General features: G+C 52.7%; 15 protein-coding genes, 4 tRNA genes, 3 rRNA genes and 1 riboswitch. Of the genes, 4 read left to right on the forward strand and 18 right to left on the reverse strand.

What is annotated here, in order from left to right:
* Position 1: 1 nt before the first annotated feature.
* The gene (gene ilvX / locus LCD46_21970) at positions 2-52 is read right to left on the reverse strand and encodes a peptide IlvX (GenBank protein UOY73033.1); all 51 of its coding nucleotides are present in this window, start codon (positions 50-52) and stop codon (positions 2-4) included.
* 86 nt (positions 53-138) lie between these two features.
* Positions 139-237, reverse strand: a complete 99-nt coding sequence (gene ilvL / locus LCD46_21975) for an ilv operon leader peptide (GenBank protein ID UOY70643.1) — start codon at positions 235-237, stop codon at positions 139-141.
* A gap of 340 nt (positions 238-577) precedes the next feature.
* Here ilvL and LCD46_21980 point away from each other — a divergent pair, with 340 nt between their 5' ends.
* Positions 578-2,098, forward strand: a complete 1,521-nt coding sequence (locus tag LCD46_21980) for a YifB family Mg chelatase-like AAA ATPase (GenBank protein ID UOY70644.1) — start codon at positions 578-580, stop codon at positions 2,096-2,098.
* A 25-nt stretch (positions 2,099-2,123) separates the two neighbouring features.
* On the opposite strand, the gene LCD46_21985 is transcribed toward LCD46_21980, so the two are convergent.
* Positions 2,124-2,462, reverse strand: coding sequence for a DUF413 domain-containing protein (locus LCD46_21985; protein ID UOY70645.1), 339 nt, complete (start codon positions 2,460-2,462; stop codon positions 2,124-2,126).
* A 118-nt stretch (positions 2,463-2,580) separates the two neighbouring features.
* Between LCD46_21985 and hdfR the strand changes: the two genes are divergently transcribed.
* A complete protein-coding gene (hdfR, locus tag LCD46_21990; protein ID UOY70646.1) occupies positions 2,581-3,402 on the forward strand; it encodes an HTH-type transcriptional regulator HdfR in 822 nt (273 codons plus the stop codon).
* A 98-nt stretch (positions 3,403-3,500) separates the two neighbouring features.
* On the opposite strand, the gene LCD46_21995 is transcribed toward hdfR, so the two are convergent.
* From LCD46_21995 to btuB, 9 genes are all read right to left on the reverse strand, one after another.
* A tRNA-Trp gene (locus tag LCD46_21995) sits at positions 3,501-3,576 on the reverse strand.
* A 53-nt stretch (positions 3,577-3,629) separates the two neighbouring features.
* Positions 3,630-3,706, reverse strand: a tRNA-Asp gene (locus LCD46_22000).
* Positions 3,707-3,761: 55 nt separating this feature from the next.
* Positions 3,762-3,877: ribosomal RNA gene (gene rrf / locus LCD46_22005) — 5S ribosomal RNA — on the reverse strand.
* Between the two features lie 72 nt (positions 3,878-3,949).
* Positions 3,950-6,855, reverse strand: a 23S ribosomal RNA gene (locus LCD46_22010).
* 180 nt (positions 6,856-7,035) lie between these two features.
* Positions 7,036-7,111, reverse strand: a tRNA-Ala gene (locus LCD46_22015).
* Between the two features lie 42 nt (positions 7,112-7,153).
* Positions 7,154-7,230: transfer RNA gene (locus LCD46_22020), tRNA-Ile, on the reverse strand.
* A 69-nt stretch (positions 7,231-7,299) separates the two neighbouring features.
* A 16S ribosomal RNA gene (locus LCD46_22025) occupies positions 7,300-8,839 on the reverse strand.
* The 16S, 23S and 5S rRNA genes sit together here with 4 tRNA genes alongside, the layout of an rRNA operon.
* A 386-nt stretch (positions 8,840-9,225) precedes the next feature.
* Complete coding sequence (gene murI / locus LCD46_22030) at positions 9,226-10,077, reverse strand: glutamate racemase (protein ID UOY70647.1); 852 nt, start codon at positions 10,075-10,077, stop codon at positions 9,226-9,228.
* A complete protein-coding gene (btuB, locus tag LCD46_22035) occupies positions 10,022-11,875 on the reverse strand; it encodes a TonB-dependent vitamin B12 receptor BtuB (protein ID UOY70648.1) in 1,854 nt (617 codons plus the stop codon). The genes murI and btuB overlap by 56 nt, the downstream gene beginning before the upstream one ends.
* A 65-nt stretch (positions 11,876-11,940) precedes the next feature.
* Positions 11,941-12,117: riboswitch (cobalamin riboswitch) on the reverse strand.
* A gap of 104 nt (positions 12,118-12,221) precedes the next feature.
* Here btuB and trmA point away from each other — a divergent pair.
* Complete coding sequence (trmA, locus tag LCD46_22040) at positions 12,222-13,322, forward strand: tRNA (uridine(54)-C5)-methyltransferase TrmA (GenBank protein ID UOY70649.1); 1,101 nt, start codon at positions 12,222-12,224, stop codon at positions 13,320-13,322.
* Between the two features lie 55 nt (positions 13,323-13,377).
* On the opposite strand, the gene LCD46_22045 is transcribed toward trmA, so the two are convergent.
* Together LCD46_22045 and fabR are read right to left on the reverse strand one after the other, a co-directional pair.
* Positions 13,378-13,737, reverse strand: a complete 360-nt coding sequence (locus LCD46_22045) for a YijD family membrane protein (protein ID UOY70650.1) — start codon at positions 13,735-13,737, stop codon at positions 13,378-13,380.
* 9 nt (positions 13,738-13,746) lie between these two features.
* Entirely contained in the window at positions 13,747-14,385 is a 639-nt protein-coding gene (gene fabR / locus LCD46_22050) for an HTH-type transcriptional repressor FabR (GenBank protein ID UOY70651.1), read from the reverse strand.
* Positions 14,386-14,581: 196 nt separating this feature from the next.
* Here fabR and sthA point away from each other — a divergent pair, with 196 nt between their 5' ends.
* Complete coding sequence (gene sthA, locus LCD46_22055; GenBank protein UOY70652.1) at positions 14,582-15,982, forward strand: Si-specific NAD(P)(+) transhydrogenase; 1,401 nt, start codon at positions 14,582-14,584, stop codon at positions 15,980-15,982.
* Here sthA and oxyR read toward each other — a convergent pair.
* From oxyR to argC, 4 genes are all read right to left on the reverse strand, one after another.
* A complete protein-coding gene (gene oxyR / locus LCD46_22060) occupies positions 15,956-16,882 on the reverse strand; it encodes a DNA-binding transcriptional regulator OxyR (protein ID UOY70653.1) in 927 nt (308 codons plus the stop codon). The two genes, sthA and oxyR, sit on opposite strands and share 27 nt — an antisense overlap.
* Positions 16,883-17,186: 304 nt before the next feature.
* A complete protein-coding gene (gene argH / locus LCD46_22065; GenBank protein ID UOY70654.1) occupies positions 17,187-18,560 on the reverse strand; it encodes an argininosuccinate lyase in 1,374 nt (457 codons plus the stop codon).
* A 74-nt stretch (positions 18,561-18,634) separates the two neighbouring features.
* The gene (argB, locus tag LCD46_22070; GenBank protein ID UOY70655.1) at positions 18,635-19,411 is read right to left on the reverse strand and encodes an acetylglutamate kinase; all 777 of its coding nucleotides are present in this window, start codon (positions 19,409-19,411) and stop codon (positions 18,635-18,637) included.
* A 6-nt stretch (positions 19,412-19,417) separates the two neighbouring features.
* Positions 19,418-20,422, reverse strand: coding sequence for an N-acetyl-gamma-glutamyl-phosphate reductase (gene argC / locus LCD46_22075; GenBank protein UOY70656.1), 1,005 nt, complete (start codon positions 20,420-20,422; stop codon positions 19,418-19,420).
* Positions 20,423-20,501: the final 79 nt, after the last annotated feature.

Genomic DNA, 20,501 nt, shown 5'->3' on the forward strand with positions numbered 1-20,501 from the left:
GTTAGTTCCCCGTCATAAATCGGGAGAAACAGAATTTTGTGCTAGTGTTCATTCTCTGCTCCTCGCTTAAGTTTTTTAGTCATAAAAAAACCCCCGGACCTTTCGGTGCAGGGGTCTTAGTTCGTTAAGGCTTGATTTCTAAGCCTTTCCTCGTCCAAGTGCAGCCCCGCACGGTGGGATAATAATCACCACCACGCTAATCACGACCAGGCTAATCACTCGTAGAAGGGCTGTCATTTTCAGTTCTTTTTGCATCTTGTTCGAAGGAATACCTAAAGAGTTATCACAGTTTTTAAATCAAACACAAGATTTATTTATGACCATTTTGATTAGCACACAAATCATATTCCGAAAAATCATTGTTTTATATGAGAAAAACAGAGTGTGAATATTTTTCATAATTTCAAGCGTACTCAGGTCATCAAAACGAACCGCTCTTTTTCTGCGAGAAGGCTTCCGCCAAGACGTAATGGTTGCATTTTGTCGCCAAAAGCCTGGAACAAGCGTCGTAAAACACAGAACTGACACTAAAGGTGTGATCGAGATACTGGCATAGTCGGCCCTCAAGGAGGTGCTTATGTCACTGTCAGTTGTTTATACGCGTGCGGCTATTGGAGTCAAAGCACCGCTGATTTCCGTAGAGGTCCATCTGAGCAATGGGCTTCCCGGATTAACGCTCGTCGGCTTGCCGGAAACAACGGTGAAAGAAGCCAGAGATCGGGTACGCAGCGCAATCATCAATAGCGGTTATACCTTCCCCGCAAAGAAGATCACTATCAACCTGGCGCCTGCGGACCTACCCAAAGAGGGAGGTCGATATGATTTACCTATCGCTATAGCGCTTCTCGCGGCCTCTGAACAGCTTAATGCGTCCAGGTTAGGGTCGTATGAGTTCATCGGTGAACTGGCGCTTACAGGTGCATTGAGGGGCGTTCCTGGTGCAATCTCAGGTGCACTGGAAGCCATTCGTGCTGGTCGACAAATCATTGTTGCCAATGAAAATGGTTCCGAGGTGAGCCTGATAGCCGAAAAAGGATGCCTGATAGCAGGGCACTTGCAGGAGGTCTGTGCATATCTTGAGGGGCGACATGAGTTAGCAGAGCCTGAAGAAACAGGGGATCTCCTACCTGAAAGCCTGGACGATCTCAGTGATATTATCGGTCAGGAGCAGGGGAAACGGGCACTGGAGATTACCGCTGCCGGAGGGCATAACCTGCTGTTGATTGGTCCGCCGGGTACAGGGAAAACGATGCTGGCGAGCAGATTGAATGGTCTGCTTCCCCCACTCAATAACCATGAGGCACTTGAAAGCGCTGCGATATTTAGCCTGGTGAGTTCTGTGTCGTTACAAAAACAGTGGCGACGTCGCCCCTTCCGCTCTCCGCATCACAGTGCCTCACTAACAGCCATGGTAGGGGGAGGTTCTATACCGGGGCCGGGAGAGATCTCACTGGCCCACAATGGCATTCTGTTTCTTGATGAGCTGCCTGAGTTTGAAAGGCGAGTGCTGGATGCTCTGAGGGAGCCTATCGAATCGGGTGAAATTCATATCTCCCGTACACGTGCCAAAATAAGCTACCCCGCGCAGTTCCAGCTGGTTGCAGCAATGAACCCCAGCCCGTCAGGACATTATCAGGGTAATCATAATCGCTGTACGCCTGAGCAGACGCTGCGATATCTGGGGAAACTCTCTGGCCCTTTTCTGGATCGTTTCGATTTATCCCTTGAGATCCCTTTGCCTCCCCCTGGCCTGCTCAGCCAGAGTAGCGTCAGAGGGGAGAGCACGGTAGAGGTTCGCGAGCGGGTTATCGCCGCTCAGGCCCAACAGTATATACGTCAAAATAAACTGAATGCCCGTCTGGATAATGCTGAGATTCGGCAGTTTTGCCAGCTAAAGGCTGAGGATGCAAACTGGCTGGAAGAAACATTGACGCGATTTGGGCTCTCAATTCGTGCGTGGCAGCGTCTCTTAAAAGTCGCCCGAACTATCGCCGATGTGGAAAGGTGTAATGAAATTGAGAGACAACATCTGCAGGAAGCGTTGAGCTATCGTGCAATCGATCGTCTGCTTTTGCACCTGCAAAAGTTACTGGCGTAAAAAAGGGGCCGTAGCCCCTTTTTTATTAGTCGTCAGACTCGGTGTAGTCTTCTGCACCTTCCATCTGCGGCTTACCGCCAGACAGCGTATGGAAGCGCTTTGGACGCTTAATGCGCGCCATGTACTTGATCCATACACGTTCCGCTTCAGACTGCGGCTCACGCTCGCCACGGCAAACAGAAACAAACTGTTTTTCGTCTTCAGTTGCAGGTTCACGCTTACCCAGATCCAGCTCGTTAAAGGCATAACCATGGCGCTCAAGCAGTTGAGCTTCTTTGATGGTGAAATCGCCGTGACGAGAGAACCCGCGCGGATAATGTTTATTGTCGAAAAAACGATTAGTCGTCGTAAAGCTTTCCGCCATCCTACACGCTCCTAATTCTTTGGCCGAGCTATTTATGGCGCGGAGTATTAGTTACGCTTGACAGAGTGTAAAACAAAACATTTAAATCATAACGACAAATAATTTTGCGGAGAAAGATGTGGATACGGAATTGCTAAAAACTTTCCTTGAAGTGAGCAGAACGCGCCACTTTGGGCGAGCAGCTGAAGCCCTTTACCTTACGCAGTCAGCAGTCAGTTTTCGTATTCGACAGCTGGAAAACCAACTGGGCGTGAATCTTTTTACCCGCCATCGCAACAACATACGTTTAACCCCTGCCGGAGAGAAACTGCTCCCGTACGCAGAAACGCTGATGAATACCTGGCAGGCTGCCCGCAAAGAGGTTGCACATACTTCCAGGCATAATGAGTTTTCAATAGGGGCCAGTGCGTCACTGTGGGAATGCATGCTAAGTCAATGGCTTACCCGGCTATATCATTCTCATGGGCATTTGCAATTTGAAGCCAGGATTGCACAACGGCAGTCGCTGGTTAAGCAACTTCATGAACGCCAGCTTGATCTTCTGATCACAACCGAAGCCCCCAAGATGGACGAATTTAGCAGCCAGATTGTGGGTCAGTTTGGCCTGGCGCTTTATGCTTCTGAACCTTCAATGATGAAGGCAGACTTGACCTATTTGCGACTGGAGTGGGGGCCTGATTTTCAGCAGCACGAGACGGGGTTGATTGCAGTTGATGATGTTCCGCAGTTAACAACCAGCTCTGCAGAGATCGCCTGCCAGCAACTTTCCTTGCTGAAGGGTTGCACCTGGTTACCTGTCCGCTGGGCTGATGCTAAAGCCGGGCTTCACACTGTATTGGATTCCACAACGCTTACCAGGCCGCTGTATGCGATTTGGCTGCAAAACAGTGATAAACAATCACAGATAAAAGATCTATTAAAAATCAATGTAATAGATTGATACATCAGCCAGCAGGAATGCTGGCTGAAAATTAAGAAGAGAGTTTTCTGCAGTGTTTCAGGCAAAAAAAATCCTTTGCCGGAGCAAAGGATTATATATGGCAGGGGCGGAGAGACTCGAACTCGCGACACCCGGTTTTGGAGACCGGTGCTCTACCAACTGAGCTACGCCCCTAAAGTTTTTTGCCATTAAGCCTGCCAATAAGGCAGGCTTAATGTCTTAATAAGTGGCGGAACGGACGGGACTCGAACCCGCGACCCCCTGCGTGACAGGCAGGTATTCTAACCGACTGAACTACCGCTCCACCGAAGACTGCTGTAACCACCGGATTTATGCACCGGCTTACTACTTAATTTGATGCCTGGCAGTTCCCTACTCTCACATGGGGAGACCCCACACTACCATCGGCGCTACGGCGTTTCACTTCTGAGTTCGGCATGGGGTCAGGTGGGACCACCGCGCTAAAGCCGCCAGGCAAATTCTGTTAATCTGTATCAGAGCTGAAATTTGATTGTCTGTCTCTTCGCCGAAACAGCTTCGGCGTTGTAAGGTTAAGCCTCACGGTTCATTAGTATCGGTTAGCTCAACGCATCGCTGCGCTTACACACCCGACCTATCAACGTCGTAGTCTTCAACGTTCCTTCAGGACTCTCAAGGAGTCAGGGAGAACTCATCTCGGGGCAAGTTTCGTGCTTAGATGCTTTCAGCACTTATCTCTTCCGCATTTAGCTACCGGGCAGTGCCATTGGCATGACAACCCGAACACCAGTGATGCGTCCACTCCGGTCCTCTCGTACTAGGAGCAGCCCCCCTCAATTCTCCAGCGCCCACGGCAGATAGGGACCGAACTGTCTCACGACGTTCTAAACCCAGCTCGCGTACCACTTTAAATGGCGAACAGCCATACCCTTGGGACCTACTTCAGCCCCAGGATGTGATGAGCCGACATCGAGGTGCCAAACACCGCCGTCGATATGAACTCTTGGGCGGTATCAGCCTGTTATCCCCGGAGTACCTTTTATCCGTTGAGCGATGGCCCTTCCATTCAGAACCACCGGATCACTATGACCTGCTTTCGCACCTGCTCGAGCCGTCACTCTCGCAGTCAAGCTAGCTTATGCCATTGCACTAACCTCCTGATGTCCGACCAGGATTAGCTAACCTTCGTGCTCCTCCGTTACTCTTTGGGAGGAGACCGCCCCAGTCAAACTACCCACCAGACACTGTCCGCAACCCGGATTACGGGTCTACGTTAGAACACCAGCCATTAAAGGGTGGTATTTCAAGGGCGGCTCCACGCAGACTGGCGTCCACGCTTCAAAGCCTCCCACCTATCCTACACATCAAGGACCAGTGTTCAGTGTCAAGCTATAGTAAAGGTTCACGGGGTCTTTCCGTCTTGCCGCGGGTACACTGCATCTTCACAGCGAGTTCAATTTCACTGAGTCTCGGGTGGAGACAGCCTGGCCATCATTACGCCATTCGTGCAGGTCGGAACTTACCCGACAAGGAATTTCGCTACCTTAGGACCGTTATAGTTACGGCCGCCGTTTACCGGGGCTTCGATCAAGAGCTTCGCGTTACCGCTAACCCCATCAATTAACCTTCCGGCACCGGGCAGGCGTCACACCGTATACGTCCACTTTCGTGTTTGCACAGTGCTGTGTTTTTAATAAACAGTTGCAGCCAGCTGGTATCTTCGACTGATTTCAGCTCCACCCGCAGGGGCTTCACCTACATATCAGCGTGCCTTCTCCCGAAGTTACGGCACCATTTTGCCTAGTTCCTTCACCCGAGTTCTCTCAAGCGCCTTGGTATTCTCTACCTGACCACCTGTGTCGGTTTGGGGTACGATTTGATGTTACCTGATGCTTAGAGGCTTTTCCTGGAAGCAGGGCATTTGTTACTTCAGCACCGTAGTGCCTCGTCATCACACCTCAGCGTTAATAAGGTACCGGATTTACCTGGAACCTCCGCCTACATGCTTAAACCGGGACAACCGTCGCCCGGCTAACATAGCCTTCTCCGTCCCCCCTTCGCAGTAACACCAAGTACAGGAATATTAACCTGTTTCCCATCGACTACGCCTTTCGGCCTCGCCTTAGGGGTCGACTCACCCTGCCCCGATTAACGTTGGACAGGAACCCTTGGTCTTCCGGCGTGCGGGCTTTTCACCCGCATTATCGTTACTTATGTCAGCATTCGCACTTCTGATACCTCCAGCATCCCTCACAGGACACCTTCAACGGCTTACAGAACGCTCCCCTACCCAACAACGCATAAGCGTCGCTGCCGCAGCTTCGGTGCATGGTTTAGCCCCGTTACATCTTCCGCGCAGGCCGACTCGACCAGTGAGCTATTACGCTTTCTTTAAATGATGGCTGCTTCTAAGCCAACATCCTGGCTGTCTGTGCCTTCCCACATCGTTTCCCACTTAACCATGACTTTGGGACCTTAGCTGGCGGTCTGGGTTGTTTCCCTCTTCACGACGGACGTTAGCACCCGCCGTGTGTCTCCCGTGATAACATTCTTCGGTATTCGTAGTTTGCATCGGGTTGGTAAGCCGGGATGGCCCCCTAGCCGAAACAGTGCTCTACCCCCGAAGATGAGTTCACGAGGCGCTACCTAAATAGCTTTCGGGGAGAACCAGCTATCTCCCGGTTTGATTGGCCTTTCACCCCCAGCCACAAGTCATCCGCTAATTTTTCAACATTAGTCGGTTCGGTCCTCCAGTTAGTGTTACCCAACCTTCAACCTGCCCATGGCTAGATCACCGGGTTTCGGGTCTATACCCTGCAACTTAACGCCCAGTTAAGACTCGGTTTCCCTTCGGCTCCCCTATACGGTTAACCTTGCTACAGAATATAAGTCGCTGACCCATTATACAAAAGGTACGCAGTCACACCACGAAGGTGCTCCCACTGCTTGTACGTACACGGTTTCAGGTTCTTTTTCACTCCCCTCGCCGGGGTTCTTTTCGCCTTTCCCTCACGGTACTGGTTCACTATCGGTCAGTCAGGAGTATTTAGCCTTGGAGGATGGTCCCCCCATATTCAGACAGGATACCACGTGTCCCGCCCTACTCTTCGAGTTCACAACCTGTGCATTTTCGTGTACGGGACTATCACCCTGTACCGTCGGACTTTCCAGACCGTTCCACTAACACACAAGCTGATTCAGACTCTGGGCTGCTCCCCGTTCGCTCGCCGCTACTGGGGGAATCTCGGTTGATTTCTTTTCCTCGGGGTACTTAGATGTTTCAGTTCCCCCGGTTCGCCTCGTTAACCTATGTATTCAGTTAACGATAGTGTGACGAATCACACTGGGTTTCCCCATTCGGACATCGCCGGGTCAAAGGTTCATATCACCTCGCCGGCGCTTTTCGCAGATTAGCACGTCCTTCATCGCCTCTGACTGCCAGGGCATCCACCGTGTACGCTTAGTCGCTTAACCTCACAACCCGAAGATGTTTCTTTCGATTCATCATCGACTTGCGAAAATTTGAGAGACTCGAACACACATAACATGTGTGTCGTTTCAATTTTCAGCTTGATCCAGATTTTTAAAGAGCAAAACTTCGCAGTGCACCTTTTCAGGTTCACTCTGAAGTTTTCTTGGGTTCGCAGTAAAGGATGGTGGAGCTATGCGGGATCGAACCGCAGACCTCCTGCGTGCAAAGCAGGCGCTCTCCCAGCTGAGCTATAGCCCCATCGTTTGCAATCTCTGTACCGCTCATCCTTTAAAAGGAGTTTGGTAGGCCTGAGTGGACTTGAACCACCGACCTCACCCTTATCAGGGGTGCGCTCTAACCACCTGAGCTACAAGCCTGCAGAGATTTTTACTGCTGTTTTTCATCAGACAATCTGTGTGAGCACTACAAAGGCAGGTTCTTTAAGGTAAGGAGGTGATCCAACCGCAGGTTCCCCTACGGTTACCTTGTTACGACTTCACCCCAGTCATGAATCACAAAGTGGTAAGCGCCCTCCCGAAGGTTAAGCTACCTACTTCTTTTGCAACCCACTCCCATGGTGTGACGGGCGGTGTGTACAAGGCCCGGGAACGTATTCACCGTAGCATTCTGATCTACGATTACTAGCGATTCCGACTTCATGGAGTCGAGTTGCAGACTCCAATCCGGACTACGACGCACTTTATGAGGTCCGCTTGCTCTCGCGAGGTCGCTTCTCTTTGTATGCGCCATTGTAGCACGTGTGTAGCCCTACTCGTAAGGGCCATGATGACTTGACGTCATCCCCACCTTCCTCCAGTTTATCACTGGCAGTCTCCTTTGAGTTCCCGGCCGGACCGCTGGCAACAAAGGATAAGGGTTGCGCTCGTTGCGGGACTTAACCCAACATTTCACAACACGAGCTGACGACAGCCATGCAGCACCTGTCTCAGAGTTCCCGAAGGCACCAATCCATCTCTGGAAAGTTCTCTGGATGTCAAGAGTAGGTAAGGTTCTTCGCGTTGCATCGAATTAAACCACATGCTCCACCGCTTGTGCGGGCCCCCGTCAATTCATTTGAGTTTTAACCTTGCGGCCGTACTCCCCAGGCGGTCGACTTAACGCGTTAGCTCCGGAAGCCACGCCTCAAGGGCACAACCTCCAAGTCGACATCGTTTACGGCGTGGACTACCAGGGTATCTAATCCTGTTTGCTCCCCACGCTTTCGCACCTGAGCGTCAGTCTTTGTCCAGGGGGCCGCCTTCGCCACCGGTATTCCTCCAGATCTCTACGCATTTCACCGCTACACCTGGAATTCTACCCCCCTCTACAAGACTCTAGCCTGCCAGTTTCGAATGCAGTTCCCAGGTTGAGCCCGGGGATTTCACATCCGACTTGACAGACCGCCTGCGTGCGCTTTACGCCCAGTAATTCCGATTAACGCTTGCACCCTCCGTATTACCGCGGCTGCTGGCACGGAGTTAGCCGGTGCTTCTTCTGCGGGTAACGTCAATTGCTGAGGTTATTAACCTCAGCACCTTCCTCCCCGCTGAAAGTACTTTACAACCCGAAGGCCTTCTTCATACACGCGGCATGGCTGCATCAGGCTTGCGCCCATTGTGCAATATTCCCCACTGCTGCCTCCCGTAGGAGTCTGGACCGTGTCTCAGTTCCAGTGTGGCTGGTCATCCTCTCAGACCAGCTAGGGATCGTCGCCTAGGTGAGCCGTTACCCCACCTACTAGCTAATCCCATCTGGGCACATCTGATGGCAAGAGGCCCGAAGGTCCCCCTCTTTGGTCTTGCGACGTTATGCGGTATTAGCTACCGTTTCCAGTAGTTATCCCCCTCCATCAGGCAGTTTCCCAGACATTACTCACCCGTCCGCCGCTCGTCACCCGAGAGCAAGCTCTCTGTGCTACCGCTCGACTTGCATGTGTTAGGCCTGCCGCCAGCGTTCAATCTGAGCCATGATCAAACTCTTCAATTTAAAAGTTTGATGCTCAATGAATTAAACTTCGTAATGAATTACGTGTTCACTCGTTGAGACTTGGTATTCATTTAGTGTCCGAAGACATTAAGAATCCATGTCACTTTGAGTGCCCACACAGATTGTCTGATAAATTGTTAAAGAGCAGTTGCAACGCGGCTTTCAGCTCACCGTTGCGAGGTCCCGTATATTACGTTTTCCTCATTCAGAGTCAAGCGATTATTTTCACTTTTCTCTGTTGGTGTTCATCTCTGAACCCCGCTAACCCGGCGGCTTGTAAGCCGTTGTTCCGTGTCAGTGGAGGCGCATTATAGGGAGTTCTCAGACGTTGACAACCCCTCTTTTGAAAAAAACTTTCAACCGCCTCTTTTTTGCTCAAAACCGTGCTACAACGCCAGTTTTTCGAGCGTTTCAAAGCCGTAACGATGTAAAACGGGCAAAAGTTGTTCAGTTTCTTTTGTGATCGCCATACAAAAAGCGACATTTGCATCGGTAGATTTTGCATCTGGCGCTTCATGTTCCAGCAACCAGGCAGTACGACGCGCAATTGCCGCACCGGAATCCACCAGACGAGTCCCCTCTGGCAGAACAGCCAGAAGCTCTTCCTGTAAAAGAGGGAAATGGGTACATCCCAGAACAACGGTGTCTGGCGGCTCCGGCATCCGCAACCACGGGCGCAAAATGCGGCGCAGCTCTTCCAGCGAAACAGCGTGTCCATGCAACTTCGCTTCAGCCATTTCGACAAGCTCCGCCGATCCGAGCATTGCTATCTGGCATTCATTAGCAAAGCGGTCGATCAGTTCACGCGTATAAGGACGCTTCACGGTGCCACGTGTTGCCAGCAAACCAACGATACCGTTCGCCGTCAGACGCGCGGCTGGCTTTATTGCAGGAACGACGCCCACAACCGGGAACTGGAATTTTTCACGCAAGGCAGGAAGGGAAACCGTACTCGCCGTATTGCAGGCGATAACCGCCAGCGCAAGGGGGTAACGCTTTTGTACCGCGGTAACAATTTCAACCACACGCTCAACAATAAACTCTTCGCTTTTTTCACCGTACGGAAAAGCGACGTTATCAAAAGCGTAGATGTAATGGAGATTCGGCAGGAGATGCCGAATCTCATCATAGACCGAAAGCCCACCAACGCCGGAATCAAACACCAGTACAGTGGGACGCGGATCAGAAGGTGTAGCTGCCAGACAAGGTGTATTCCCGTCCTGCAGTTTGATAGCCATAAACTGTCTCGTAATCTTTATCGAACAGATTGGCTATTTTACCACGAACTGTGAGGTGAGAGGTGACAGGATATGAAACTGCGATATCCCACAAACTTACGCCACCCATTTTCACACGTTCTGACGCATAGGTATTCGGATCGATCGCAACGTCGTAGCGAGTTCCCAGATAACGGTACGCCAGATTCCAGTCGAGATCCCAGACCTGCCAGTCAAGCTGATACTTAACCTGCTGCTTAGAGCGGCGTGCCAGGACTTCGTTGGTTTTCGCATTACGTGGGTCAACATAATCGTAAGAAATCTGATGGCCTACCGGGCCAGTGTCAAACTGCGCCGTGGCTTCCACGCCTTTGATACGCGCTTCATCAACGTTGTAGTAACGGTATGTATGCGGATCGCTGCTGATCAGATTATCAATATCATTACGATAACCTGTAATACGCCAGTTAACCGGTCCCGTCAGGCCTTCAAAACCTCCTTCCCACTGCTTACTCTCTTCCGGTTTAAGGTCTGGATTACCATAGTTCGCACTGTGGATCTGACTCATCGTAGGCGCTTTAAATGCGGTACCGTAGGAGGCTATCACGCGATAACCATCCACAAACTCCCACGCTGCGCTGGTTTGCCATGTTCCATGGTTACCAAAGTTGGAGTTGTCGTCATTACGCGCCGCCACTTCCAGCGTCACGCTGTTGAACTGCTGCATCGCTGAAACGAAAACGCCGGTATTACGCTGCTCGTAACCTTTATCCAGGTAGCCCGTTCCGGCCTGCGTCTTCTGCTTTTGCCAGTCCAGTCCTGCACCAATGTTGCCGTGACCGACTTCAACAGTATTAAGCCACTGGGTGGTGTACTGCTTCACATCATCCATCGTTGCGGAATCAGCATAGCGCCCTTTCTTCGGGTCATAGTTCTGATCTTTACTGCGACCGTAACCCGCCACCAGTTGTGACTGGAAAATCCCCTGGTTGTAACGTAGTCCCGTATCCCAGTTCTGGCTGTAGAGCTGGCGAGTATCCGGTCGCCCATCCACCATAAAGTTGGCGTCATAGTGATCGTAACCGTCATACGCCGTGCGGTTGTCATAACCAAAACCACGGAAGAAGCCGCTCACGCTGTCGGTAATCTGCTGTTCCACAGAGCCGTACAGTGACTTGCTCATAAAGCCATCGCGGTCAGGCTGACGCGGTGCGTCCTGGGCTGCAATATCAAAACCACGGGTATAGGTATAGTTACCCGCCATGGTGATCCTGGTTTTATCAAGAACCTGCTGGAAAGAGCCATCATAGGTTTGGTAACCCTTAGACCCCACACCTGCAGAAATTTCCGCACCCGGTTTATCGCGTCCGGTAATGATGTTGATCACACCGCCAATCGCGTCGGAACCATACAGAGCCGAACGTGGGCCACGAATGTATTCAATACGCTGAATCAGGGAAGTCGGGATCTGGCTCAGGTCAGGTACGTTGCTGATCCCGGCGTTATTCAAAGGAATACCGTCAATCAGCACCAGCACATGGCGAGATTCAGTTCCGCGAATAAATGTCGAAGAGTTCGAGCCCATTCCACCGCTTTGCGCGATATCCACGCCAGGCAGACGTGACATGATTTCCACCACACTCTTTGCCTGCCAGCGTTCAATATCTTCACGCGTCACAACAGATGTCGGAGCCAGAACGGTTTTTGCCGGTTGTTCAAAACGGTTTGCAGTCACCACCAACGAGTCTGCGCTATCCTGCGCCCAGCCCGAAAATGCCGTGACGGACAACGCCGTCAGCAGCGATACTTTTTTAATCATTGTTAAAGCATCCACAATATAAGAAGGATGCCGCAGGATTCATCTATAGCACGCGATGATGAAACCAAATGCGACGTGATCCCGGCAGGTCTTCGGGCTAGGTGGCTTTAGAAGGATGAAGACTTCCCATTTTCACAGTGTCTACAACGCTCATCCCGCCAGTCTTTACCGCTGCGCGTCAGCTCCAGATTTACACTGGATTCCCTTTTCACTCTCAGGAGACCGGAAACAGAATGCTACAATTAGACACGTAAAGATGTCCAGATAGCTATTAGCCATTAAATCTGGACATCCCCTGAACAATGCCTACAATCCCCGCGTAATTCTTTATCACTCAGGACGCATCATGACCCCAGAACACCTCCCGACAGAACAGTACGACGCGCAGCTGGCAGAGAAAGTTGTCCGCCTGCAAAGTATGATGACGCCTTTCAACGCGCCCGTTCCCGAGGTGTTCCGCTCTCCTGTCAGCCACTACCGCATGCGCGCCGAGTTCCGCATCTGGCACGACGGTGACGACCTGTACCACATCATTTTTGATCAGCAGACAAAATCCCGTATCCGCGTAGACAGTTTTCCGGCGGCGAGCGAGCTGATTAACCAGCTAATGACCCTCATTATGGACGGTGTGCGCACCAACCCAGTGCTGCGCAATAAGCTGTTCCAGATTGACTACCTGACTACCCAAAGTAACCAGGCGATTGTCTCTCTGCTGTATCACAAAGCGCTGAATGACGAGTGGCGCGAGCAGGCAGAAGCCCTGCGCGATGCGCTGCGCGCGCAGAACATCAATGTTCATCTGATTGGCCGTGCTACCAAAACCAAAATCATGCTGGATCAGGATTACATCGACGAGCGTCTGCCGGTGGCGGGTAAAGAGATGGTGTATCGTCAGGTAGAGAACAGCTTCACCCAGCCGAACGCCGCGATGAACGTGCAGATGCTTGAGTGGGCGCTGAAGGCGACGGAAGGATCGACGGGCGATCTGCTTGAGCTGTACTGCGGTAACGGCAACTTCTCGCTGGCGCTGGCGCGTAACTTCGAGCGCGTGCTGGCCACAGAAATCGCAAAACCATCGGTTGCTGCGGCACAGTACAACATCGCGGCTAATCATATCGACAACGTGCAGATCATTCGTATGGCCGCAGAAGAGTTCACGCAGGCCATGAACGGCGTACGCGAGTTTAATCGCCTGCAGGGCATTGATCTGAAGAGCTACCAGTGTGAGACGATTTTTGTCGATCCGCCGCGCAGTGGCCTGGACAGCGAAACCGAGAAGATGGTGCAGGCGTACCCGCGTATTTTGTACATCTCCTGTAATCCGGAGACGCTATGCAAGAACCTCGAAACATTAAGCCAGACGCACAAGGTTGAACGTCTGGCGCTGTTCGATCAGTTCCCGTATACGCACCATATGGAGTGTGGTGTACTGCTCACGGCGAAGTAATTATCTGGCATTTTTGGCAGGTGGAGCTTCGCTCACCTGCCTTACAAATAATTCATTACTCTGGTAACTGGCTCTTACGGCTACGCATGCGCGAGCCAATCCAGAACACCAGCGCCACAGACAGTACCGCAGGGAAGAAGTTAGAGCCGATATCCGGATACTCGGCACGCACCACTGTGCTATACAGCAACACACCCAGAATAAAGCAGGCGGCAGCCAACCCCGGTAACCCGACCGGCATAGTGCGGTTCAGGTAACGTTGATGCAGACAGTAAACCGTCAGCACCAGTGCAATTAGCGGGAAAATCGAAAAAGGTACGATTGAGCTAAAAATAGCGGCAAACGTACCATTAATGGATAAGCCAGCGATCAATGCCAGCAACAGCGTCCCTTTATCCTGACCTGACTGTTTCATTACTCACCTTCACTCTTCGGTTTGATGTGCCAGTTTCTCTTGTTCACGGCGATACCAGTAGTACGCACCTTTAGAAATCATGCGAAGCTGTAATACCAGTCGCTCTTCGAGCTGCTTGCGTTGTTCAATGCTGATATCCAGCGCTTCGGCACCCGCGCTGAAAACAATCGTCACCATCGCCTCAGCCTGTGCTTCAGTAAACGCACGCGGCATATGGTTTTCGAGTTCAAGATAGTCGGCAAGTTCCGCGATGAAATGCTGAATTTCACGCGCGACGGCAGCACGAAACGCCGCAGAGGTTCCGGAACGCTCGCGCAGAAGCAGACGAAACGCGTTGGGGTTATTGCCGATAAATTCCATAAAGGTCGACACGGAGGTGCGGATCACGCTGCCGCCTTTTGCGATACGCTGACGCGCCTGGCGCATGAGCTGACGCAGCATCAGACCACTTTCGTCGACCATGGTCAGACCCAGTTCATCCACATCACGGAAGTGACGATAGAAGGACGTTGGCGCAATCCCGGCCTCGCGCGCAACTTCACGCAGGCTCAAACTGGCAAAACTACGCTCGGCACTCAGTTGACTGAATGCGGCTTCCACCAGCGAACGCCGGGTTTTCTCTTTTTGTTGTGCTCTTACGCCCATCACGATAGTTGAATCCTTCCAAAGGCCTGATGGCACTATACCAGAGAATAAAATTAATCTGTTTGCCTGGCTTTGTGAATGATTGTTTACGCGCGGTTTGTGCTTCACTGCCCGAAAAAAGCACAACGATAATTGGGTTACTCTGGCAATGATGTTATGATTCTGTTGCTTTTATGTATAAGAACAGGTAAGCCTTGCCATGCCACATTCCTACGATTACGACGCAATAGTTATTGGTTCCGGCCCCGGCGGCGAAGGTGCTGCTATGGGTCTGGTGAAACAGGGAGCCCGAGTAGCGGTCATTGAGCGCTACCATAATGTTGGCGGCGGTTGCACCCACTGGGGCACCATCCCTTCGAAAGCCCTCCGCCACGCCGTTAGCCGCATTATCGAATTTAACCAGAACCCTCTCTACAGCGACCACTCCCGACTTCTTCGTTCATCCTTTGCCGACATCCTGAATCACGCGGATACCGTCATTAACCAGCAGACACGTATGCGTCAGGGGTTTTATGAGCGTAACCACTGTGAAATTTTGCAGGGTAACGCGCATTTTGTTGATGAGCACACCCTGGCGCTCGAATGCCACGACGGTTCGGTTGAAACCATCACCGCTGAAAAATTCGTTATTGCCTGCGGCTCACGCCCGTACCACCCGGCCGATGTAGATTTCTCGCACCCACGCATCTACGACAGTGACTCCATCCTCAGCCTGCACCACGAACCACGCCACGTGATTATCTATGGCGCTGGGGTGATTGGCTGCGAATATGCGTCGATCTTCCGGGGCATGGAGGTCAAAGTTGACCTGATCAACACCCGCGATCGCCTGCTGGCCTTCCTCGACCAGGAGATGTCGGATTCCCTCTCGTATCACTTCTGGAACAGCGGTGTCGTCATTCGCCACAACGAAGAGTACGAGAAAATCGAAGGCTGCGATGACGGTGTGATCATGCACCTGAAATCTGGCAAGAAGCTGAAAGCCGACTGCCTGCTGTATGCCAACGGCCGTACCGGTAACACCGATTCACTGGCGCTGGAAAACATTGGTCTGGAAACCGACAGTCGCGGTCAGTTGAAGGTCAACAGTATGTACCAGACCGCCCTGCCGCACGTTTATGCAGTCGGGGATGTTATTGGCTATCCAAGTCTCGCGTCAGCAGCCTACGACCAGGGACGCATTGCGGCTCAGGCGCTGGTGAAAGGCGAAGCAACGGCGCATCTGATTGAAGATATTCCGACAGGGATTTACACCATCCCGGAAATTAGCTCAGTCGGGAAAACCGAACAGCAACTGACGGCCATGAAAGTGCCTTACGAGGTAGGTCGTGCCCAGTTTAAACATCTGGCGCGCGCGCAAATCGTGGGGATGAGCGTGGGAACGCTGAAGATTTTGTTCCATCGCGAGACGAAAGAGATCCTCGGTATTCACTGCTTTGGTGAACGCGCCGCGGAAATCATTCATATCGGCCAGGCGATAATGGAGCAAAAAGGGGGTGGTAACACCATCGAGTACTTCGTTAACACCACCTTTAACTACCCGACCATGGCAGAAGCCTATCGGGTAGCGGCACTAAACGGTCTGAACCGCCTGTTTTAACGCGCTGTCAAAATGGCCATCCATTGAACTCCGGATGGCCTCTGCCAGCTGCTCATAGCGGCTGCGCAGCGGCGAACCCGGGCGATAAACCAGGCCAATCGTACGGCGCGGCTCTGGCTTAATGCACGGCAGGTACACCACGCCATCTCGCGTGCGTTCACGAGGTACGGCCAGCGCAGGCAGCAGTGTAATACCACTTCCCGCAGCCACCATATTACGCAGCGTTTCCAGGCTGGTTGCGCGGAAATGGGTATCTTCATCAGCACCCGCTTCAAAGCAAAAACCCATCGCCTGATCGCGCAGGCAGTGGCCATCTTCCAGCATCAGCAGCTTCTCGCCGGCCAGATCGGCCATCGGCACGCGATCGCGGTTCGCCCACGGGTGATCTTGATAGATCGCCAGCATCATCGGCTCATCAAACAGCGGCACCTCAATAAAGGCTTCGCTCTCTTTGACCAGCGCCAGAATGGCACAGTCGAGCTTACCGCTATCTAACTGCGCCAGCAGCTGATGGGTCTGCGCTTCATGCAGGTACATTTCAAGTTTCGGGAACGTCTGGTGCAGCATCGGAATGATGTGCGGTAACAGGTACGGGCCAACGGTTGGGATCAGGCCAATATGCAGTGGGCCTGACATCGTTTCCCCCTGCTGGCTTGCCATTTCCTTGAGCACTTTGACCTCGCGCAGCACGGTACGCGCCTGATCAACCAGCAAAAGACCTGCCTGGGTGAACAGTACCTTACGACTGGTGCGCTCCAGCAGCATCACACCAAGCTCATCCTCCAGCTTGCGGATCTGGCCGCTCAGCGTAGGCTGGCTGACGTGGCAGGAATCTGCCGCGCGGCGAAAATGACGGTGCTCGGCTAACGCTACCAGGTATTCAAGATCACGAATATTCATTATTCATCCTCCGTCGCCACGATAGTTCATGGCGATAGATAGCATAGCAACGAACGATTATCCCTATCAAGCATTCTGTTGAATAATACACCACATAGACGAGGCGGCACGTGTTTGACCCAAAACGACCCCGCTCCGTCAGCGAGTTTCTCTCAAAACTCGAACAACTAAAGCCAACGTGAACTTTTGCGGACCCCGTGGTCCGCTTTTTTTTTGTGTAAAAAAGCCTGGCGTTAAGCCAGGCTCGGTTTTTCTCCCTCTCCCCGTGGGAGAGGGTCGGGATGAGGGCACCCACCCTCACAGTTTAAACTAAGCGGTTTTTCGCATCCGCAATCGCCTGCGCGACCTGCTTAGGTGACACGCCGCCTTTCGCCGCACGCTTATCCAGACAAGACTGTAATGCCAGAATCGGATAAACATCATCCCCGATAACCGCGCTGAACTTCTGCAGCTCGGCAAGCGCCAGATCTTCCAGCGGTTTACCCTGGCGAATCGCTTCCACTACCGCTTCGCCCACAATATGGTGCGCTTCACGGAACGGTACGCCTTTCGCAACGAGGTAATCCGCCAGCTCAGTGGAGTTGGCATACCCCTGCTGCGCCGCTTCCTGGCAACGCGGGCGTTTCACCTGAATACCATCCAGCACCAGTGCGCCCATATGCAGACAGTCCAGCCAGGTGTCGAGCGCGTCGAACAGCCCTTCTTTGTCTTCCTGCATATCTTTGTTATACGCCAGCGGCAGCCCTTTCAGGGTCATCATCATGCCGGTCAGCGCGCCCTGGACGCGGCCACACTTGCCGCGGATAAGCTCCAGCGCATCCGGGTTTTTCTTCTGCGGCATCAGGGAAGAACCTGAAGTCACACGGTCAGACAACTCGACAAACCCGGCCTCACCGGAGTTGAAGAAGATCAGGTCTTCTGCGAAACGCGACAGGTGGACCATGCCGATTGAAGCATTTGAGAGCAGTTCCAGCACGTGGTCACGGTCAGACACGCTGTCCAGGCTGTTACGGGTGGCAGAGGCAAAGCCCAACCAGCCTGCCAGCTGTTCACGGTCAATTTCATACGCCGTACCGGCCAGCGCGCCGCTACCCAGCGGACTCACGTCCAGACGTTTCAGGGTATCCTGCAGACGGCTTTCATCACGCGCCAGCATCTCGACATAGGCCAGGCACCAGTGCGCAAACGTCACTGGCTGCGCACGTTGCAGGTGGGTATAACCCGGCATGACCGCGTCCTGGTTGTTCTGCGCGGTTTCCACCAGCGCACTCTGCAGTTGACGGTTAGCGGCCAGCAGTTCGCCAACGGTATCTTTACACCACAGCTTCAGATCGGTTGCGACCTGGTCGTTACGGCTACGGCCAGTGTGCAGCTTCTTACCCAACTGACCGACTTTATCGATCAGTTTGCCTTCTACCCAGCTGTGAATGTCTTCGGCATCACTCTGGAGAATTTGATCCGGGTTCAGGCGCACTTCTTCCAGCAGGTTGTTCAGCGCTTCTTCCAGCTGCTGCTGTTCCTCTGCGGTCAGTACGCCAACTGTCACCAGCGCTTTGGACCAGGCCACAGAGCCGACAATATCCTGTTCGGCCAGGCGGTAGTCGAAGCGCAAAGAGTCGTTGAACTGTTTGAACCGCTGATCCGCTGCCTGTGTAAAACGCCCACCCCAAAGTGCCATAACATCGTTCCTTTATTCGTTAGTTCCGCCGGGTGGCGCTACGCTTACCCGGCCTACGGTCATTCAATAAAAACTTACGCTAAAATACGCGTGCCAATCGGCGTGCCGTTAAACAGCGCCGGGAGTTGCTCCGCGTGACGCCAGGAGGCGATATCGACCGGACGACCGAGCGTGCGCGCGGCATCCAGTGCAGCGTTCACTTTGACGATCATACCGTCGGTAATAATGCCCTGCGCAATCAGCTGCTCGGCTTTCGCCGCCGTCATTTCCGCAATGCGCTGACCTTTGCCGTCCAGAATACCGCTCACGTCGGAAAGCAGGATCAGGTCTGCGCCCAGCGTTGCCGCCAGTGCCGTTGCCGCCTGGTCCGCATTCACGTTCATCAGCTCACCCTCTTCGGTGACACCGATAGAACTGACCACCGGCAGGAAACCACCGTCCAGCAACGTGTTAATCAGCTTAGGCGAACCTGGCTGCGCCAGTCCAACATGACCGAGTTCTTCGTCGAGCTGAGTCACTTTTACGCTATCGCCATCGCCCAGGTAGAGGCCAACGGAAGCAATATGGTGTTTCTTCGCCCATGCCAGTAGCGTTTTGTTCGCCGTCCCCGCCAGCGCACCGGTGATGATGTCAATCTGATCGGCAGGCGTAACGCGCAGACCATTTTTCTTTTTCACCGGCAGGTTGAGCCCTTTCATCAGCTCATCCACCACGCAGCCGCCACCGTGAACAATCACCAACGGACGTTGGTGCGATTCGCGATAGTTAACCAGCGCGGTAAAAAGACGCTCCAGCGCCTCTTCGCTGTCCAGCAGTACACCACCGAGTTTGATAATTAATGGGTTCATCATCACACCTTAAATAAGAGCCTGCGTTTCAGGGAAGCCGAAACGAATATTTGCGCACTGCATGGCCTGAGCGGCAGCGCCTTTGAGTAAGTTATCTTCTGCGGCGACCACAATCAGGTGTTCGCCCTGCACAGCAAAGCCGATATCGCAGAACGGCAGACCGACCACGTTTTTCAGCGCCGGGACGCCTTTATCGTACAAACGCACCAGCGGTTTATCCGCGTATGCCTGAGTGAAGACCTCGTTCACCTGTTCTTTGGTTACGCCCGGTTTCAGGCGGCAGGTAATGGTTTCGAGGATCCCACGCGGGAAGCTGCCCAGGTGCGGGGTGAAAATCACCTCCGCGCCCAGATGGGTGGTAATTTCAGGGTGATGACGGTGGTTAAACACACCATACGGCTGAAGGCTCACTTCGCAGAAGCTGTTGGAGATAGCAGCCTTGCGCCCGGCACCGCTCACGCCACTGGTGGCGTTGATCACTGGCCACTGGTTCAGATCCAGCAGGCCCGCGTCGATCAAAGGCTTAAGAGAAAGCTGCGCCGCCGTTGGATAGCAGCCCGGGACTGCAATCAGATCCGCTTCTTTCAGTTTGTCTGCGCTCCACTCCGCCAGGCCGTACACCGCTTTTTCAAGCAGATCCGGGTGCTGATGGGTAAAACCGTAATATTTTTCATAGAACGCGCCATCGTTAACACGGAACGCGCCAGAGAGGTCGAACACCACACAACCGGCCGCCAGAAATTGCGGTGCCAGGTCGTGGCTGACTTCGTGCGCAGTGGCCAAAAACACCACGTCGACGCCTTCGGTGAACTCACTGATGTCAGACATTGGCTGCAACGGCAGATCAACAATGCCCTTAAGTTGCGGATGCAAATCAGAAATTAACTTTCCTGCATCATTGCTTTGCGCTGACACGGTCAAAGCGGTTATGGTCATATGTGGATGGCGATTCACGTAGCTTACAAGCTCTGCGCCCGCATAACCGCTAGCGCCTACAATCAGCGTATTCAACATCGGGTTCCTTTATGCTCAACGTTAATGTATTTTTATTCACATTTATTGCATGAATATTGATACTATCACGACCTAAGGT

It is taken from the genome of Enterobacter ludwigii, assembly GCA_023023105.1.
Taxonomy (GTDB): Bacteria; Pseudomonadota; Gammaproteobacteria; order Enterobacterales; family Enterobacteriaceae; genus Enterobacter; species Enterobacter adelaidei.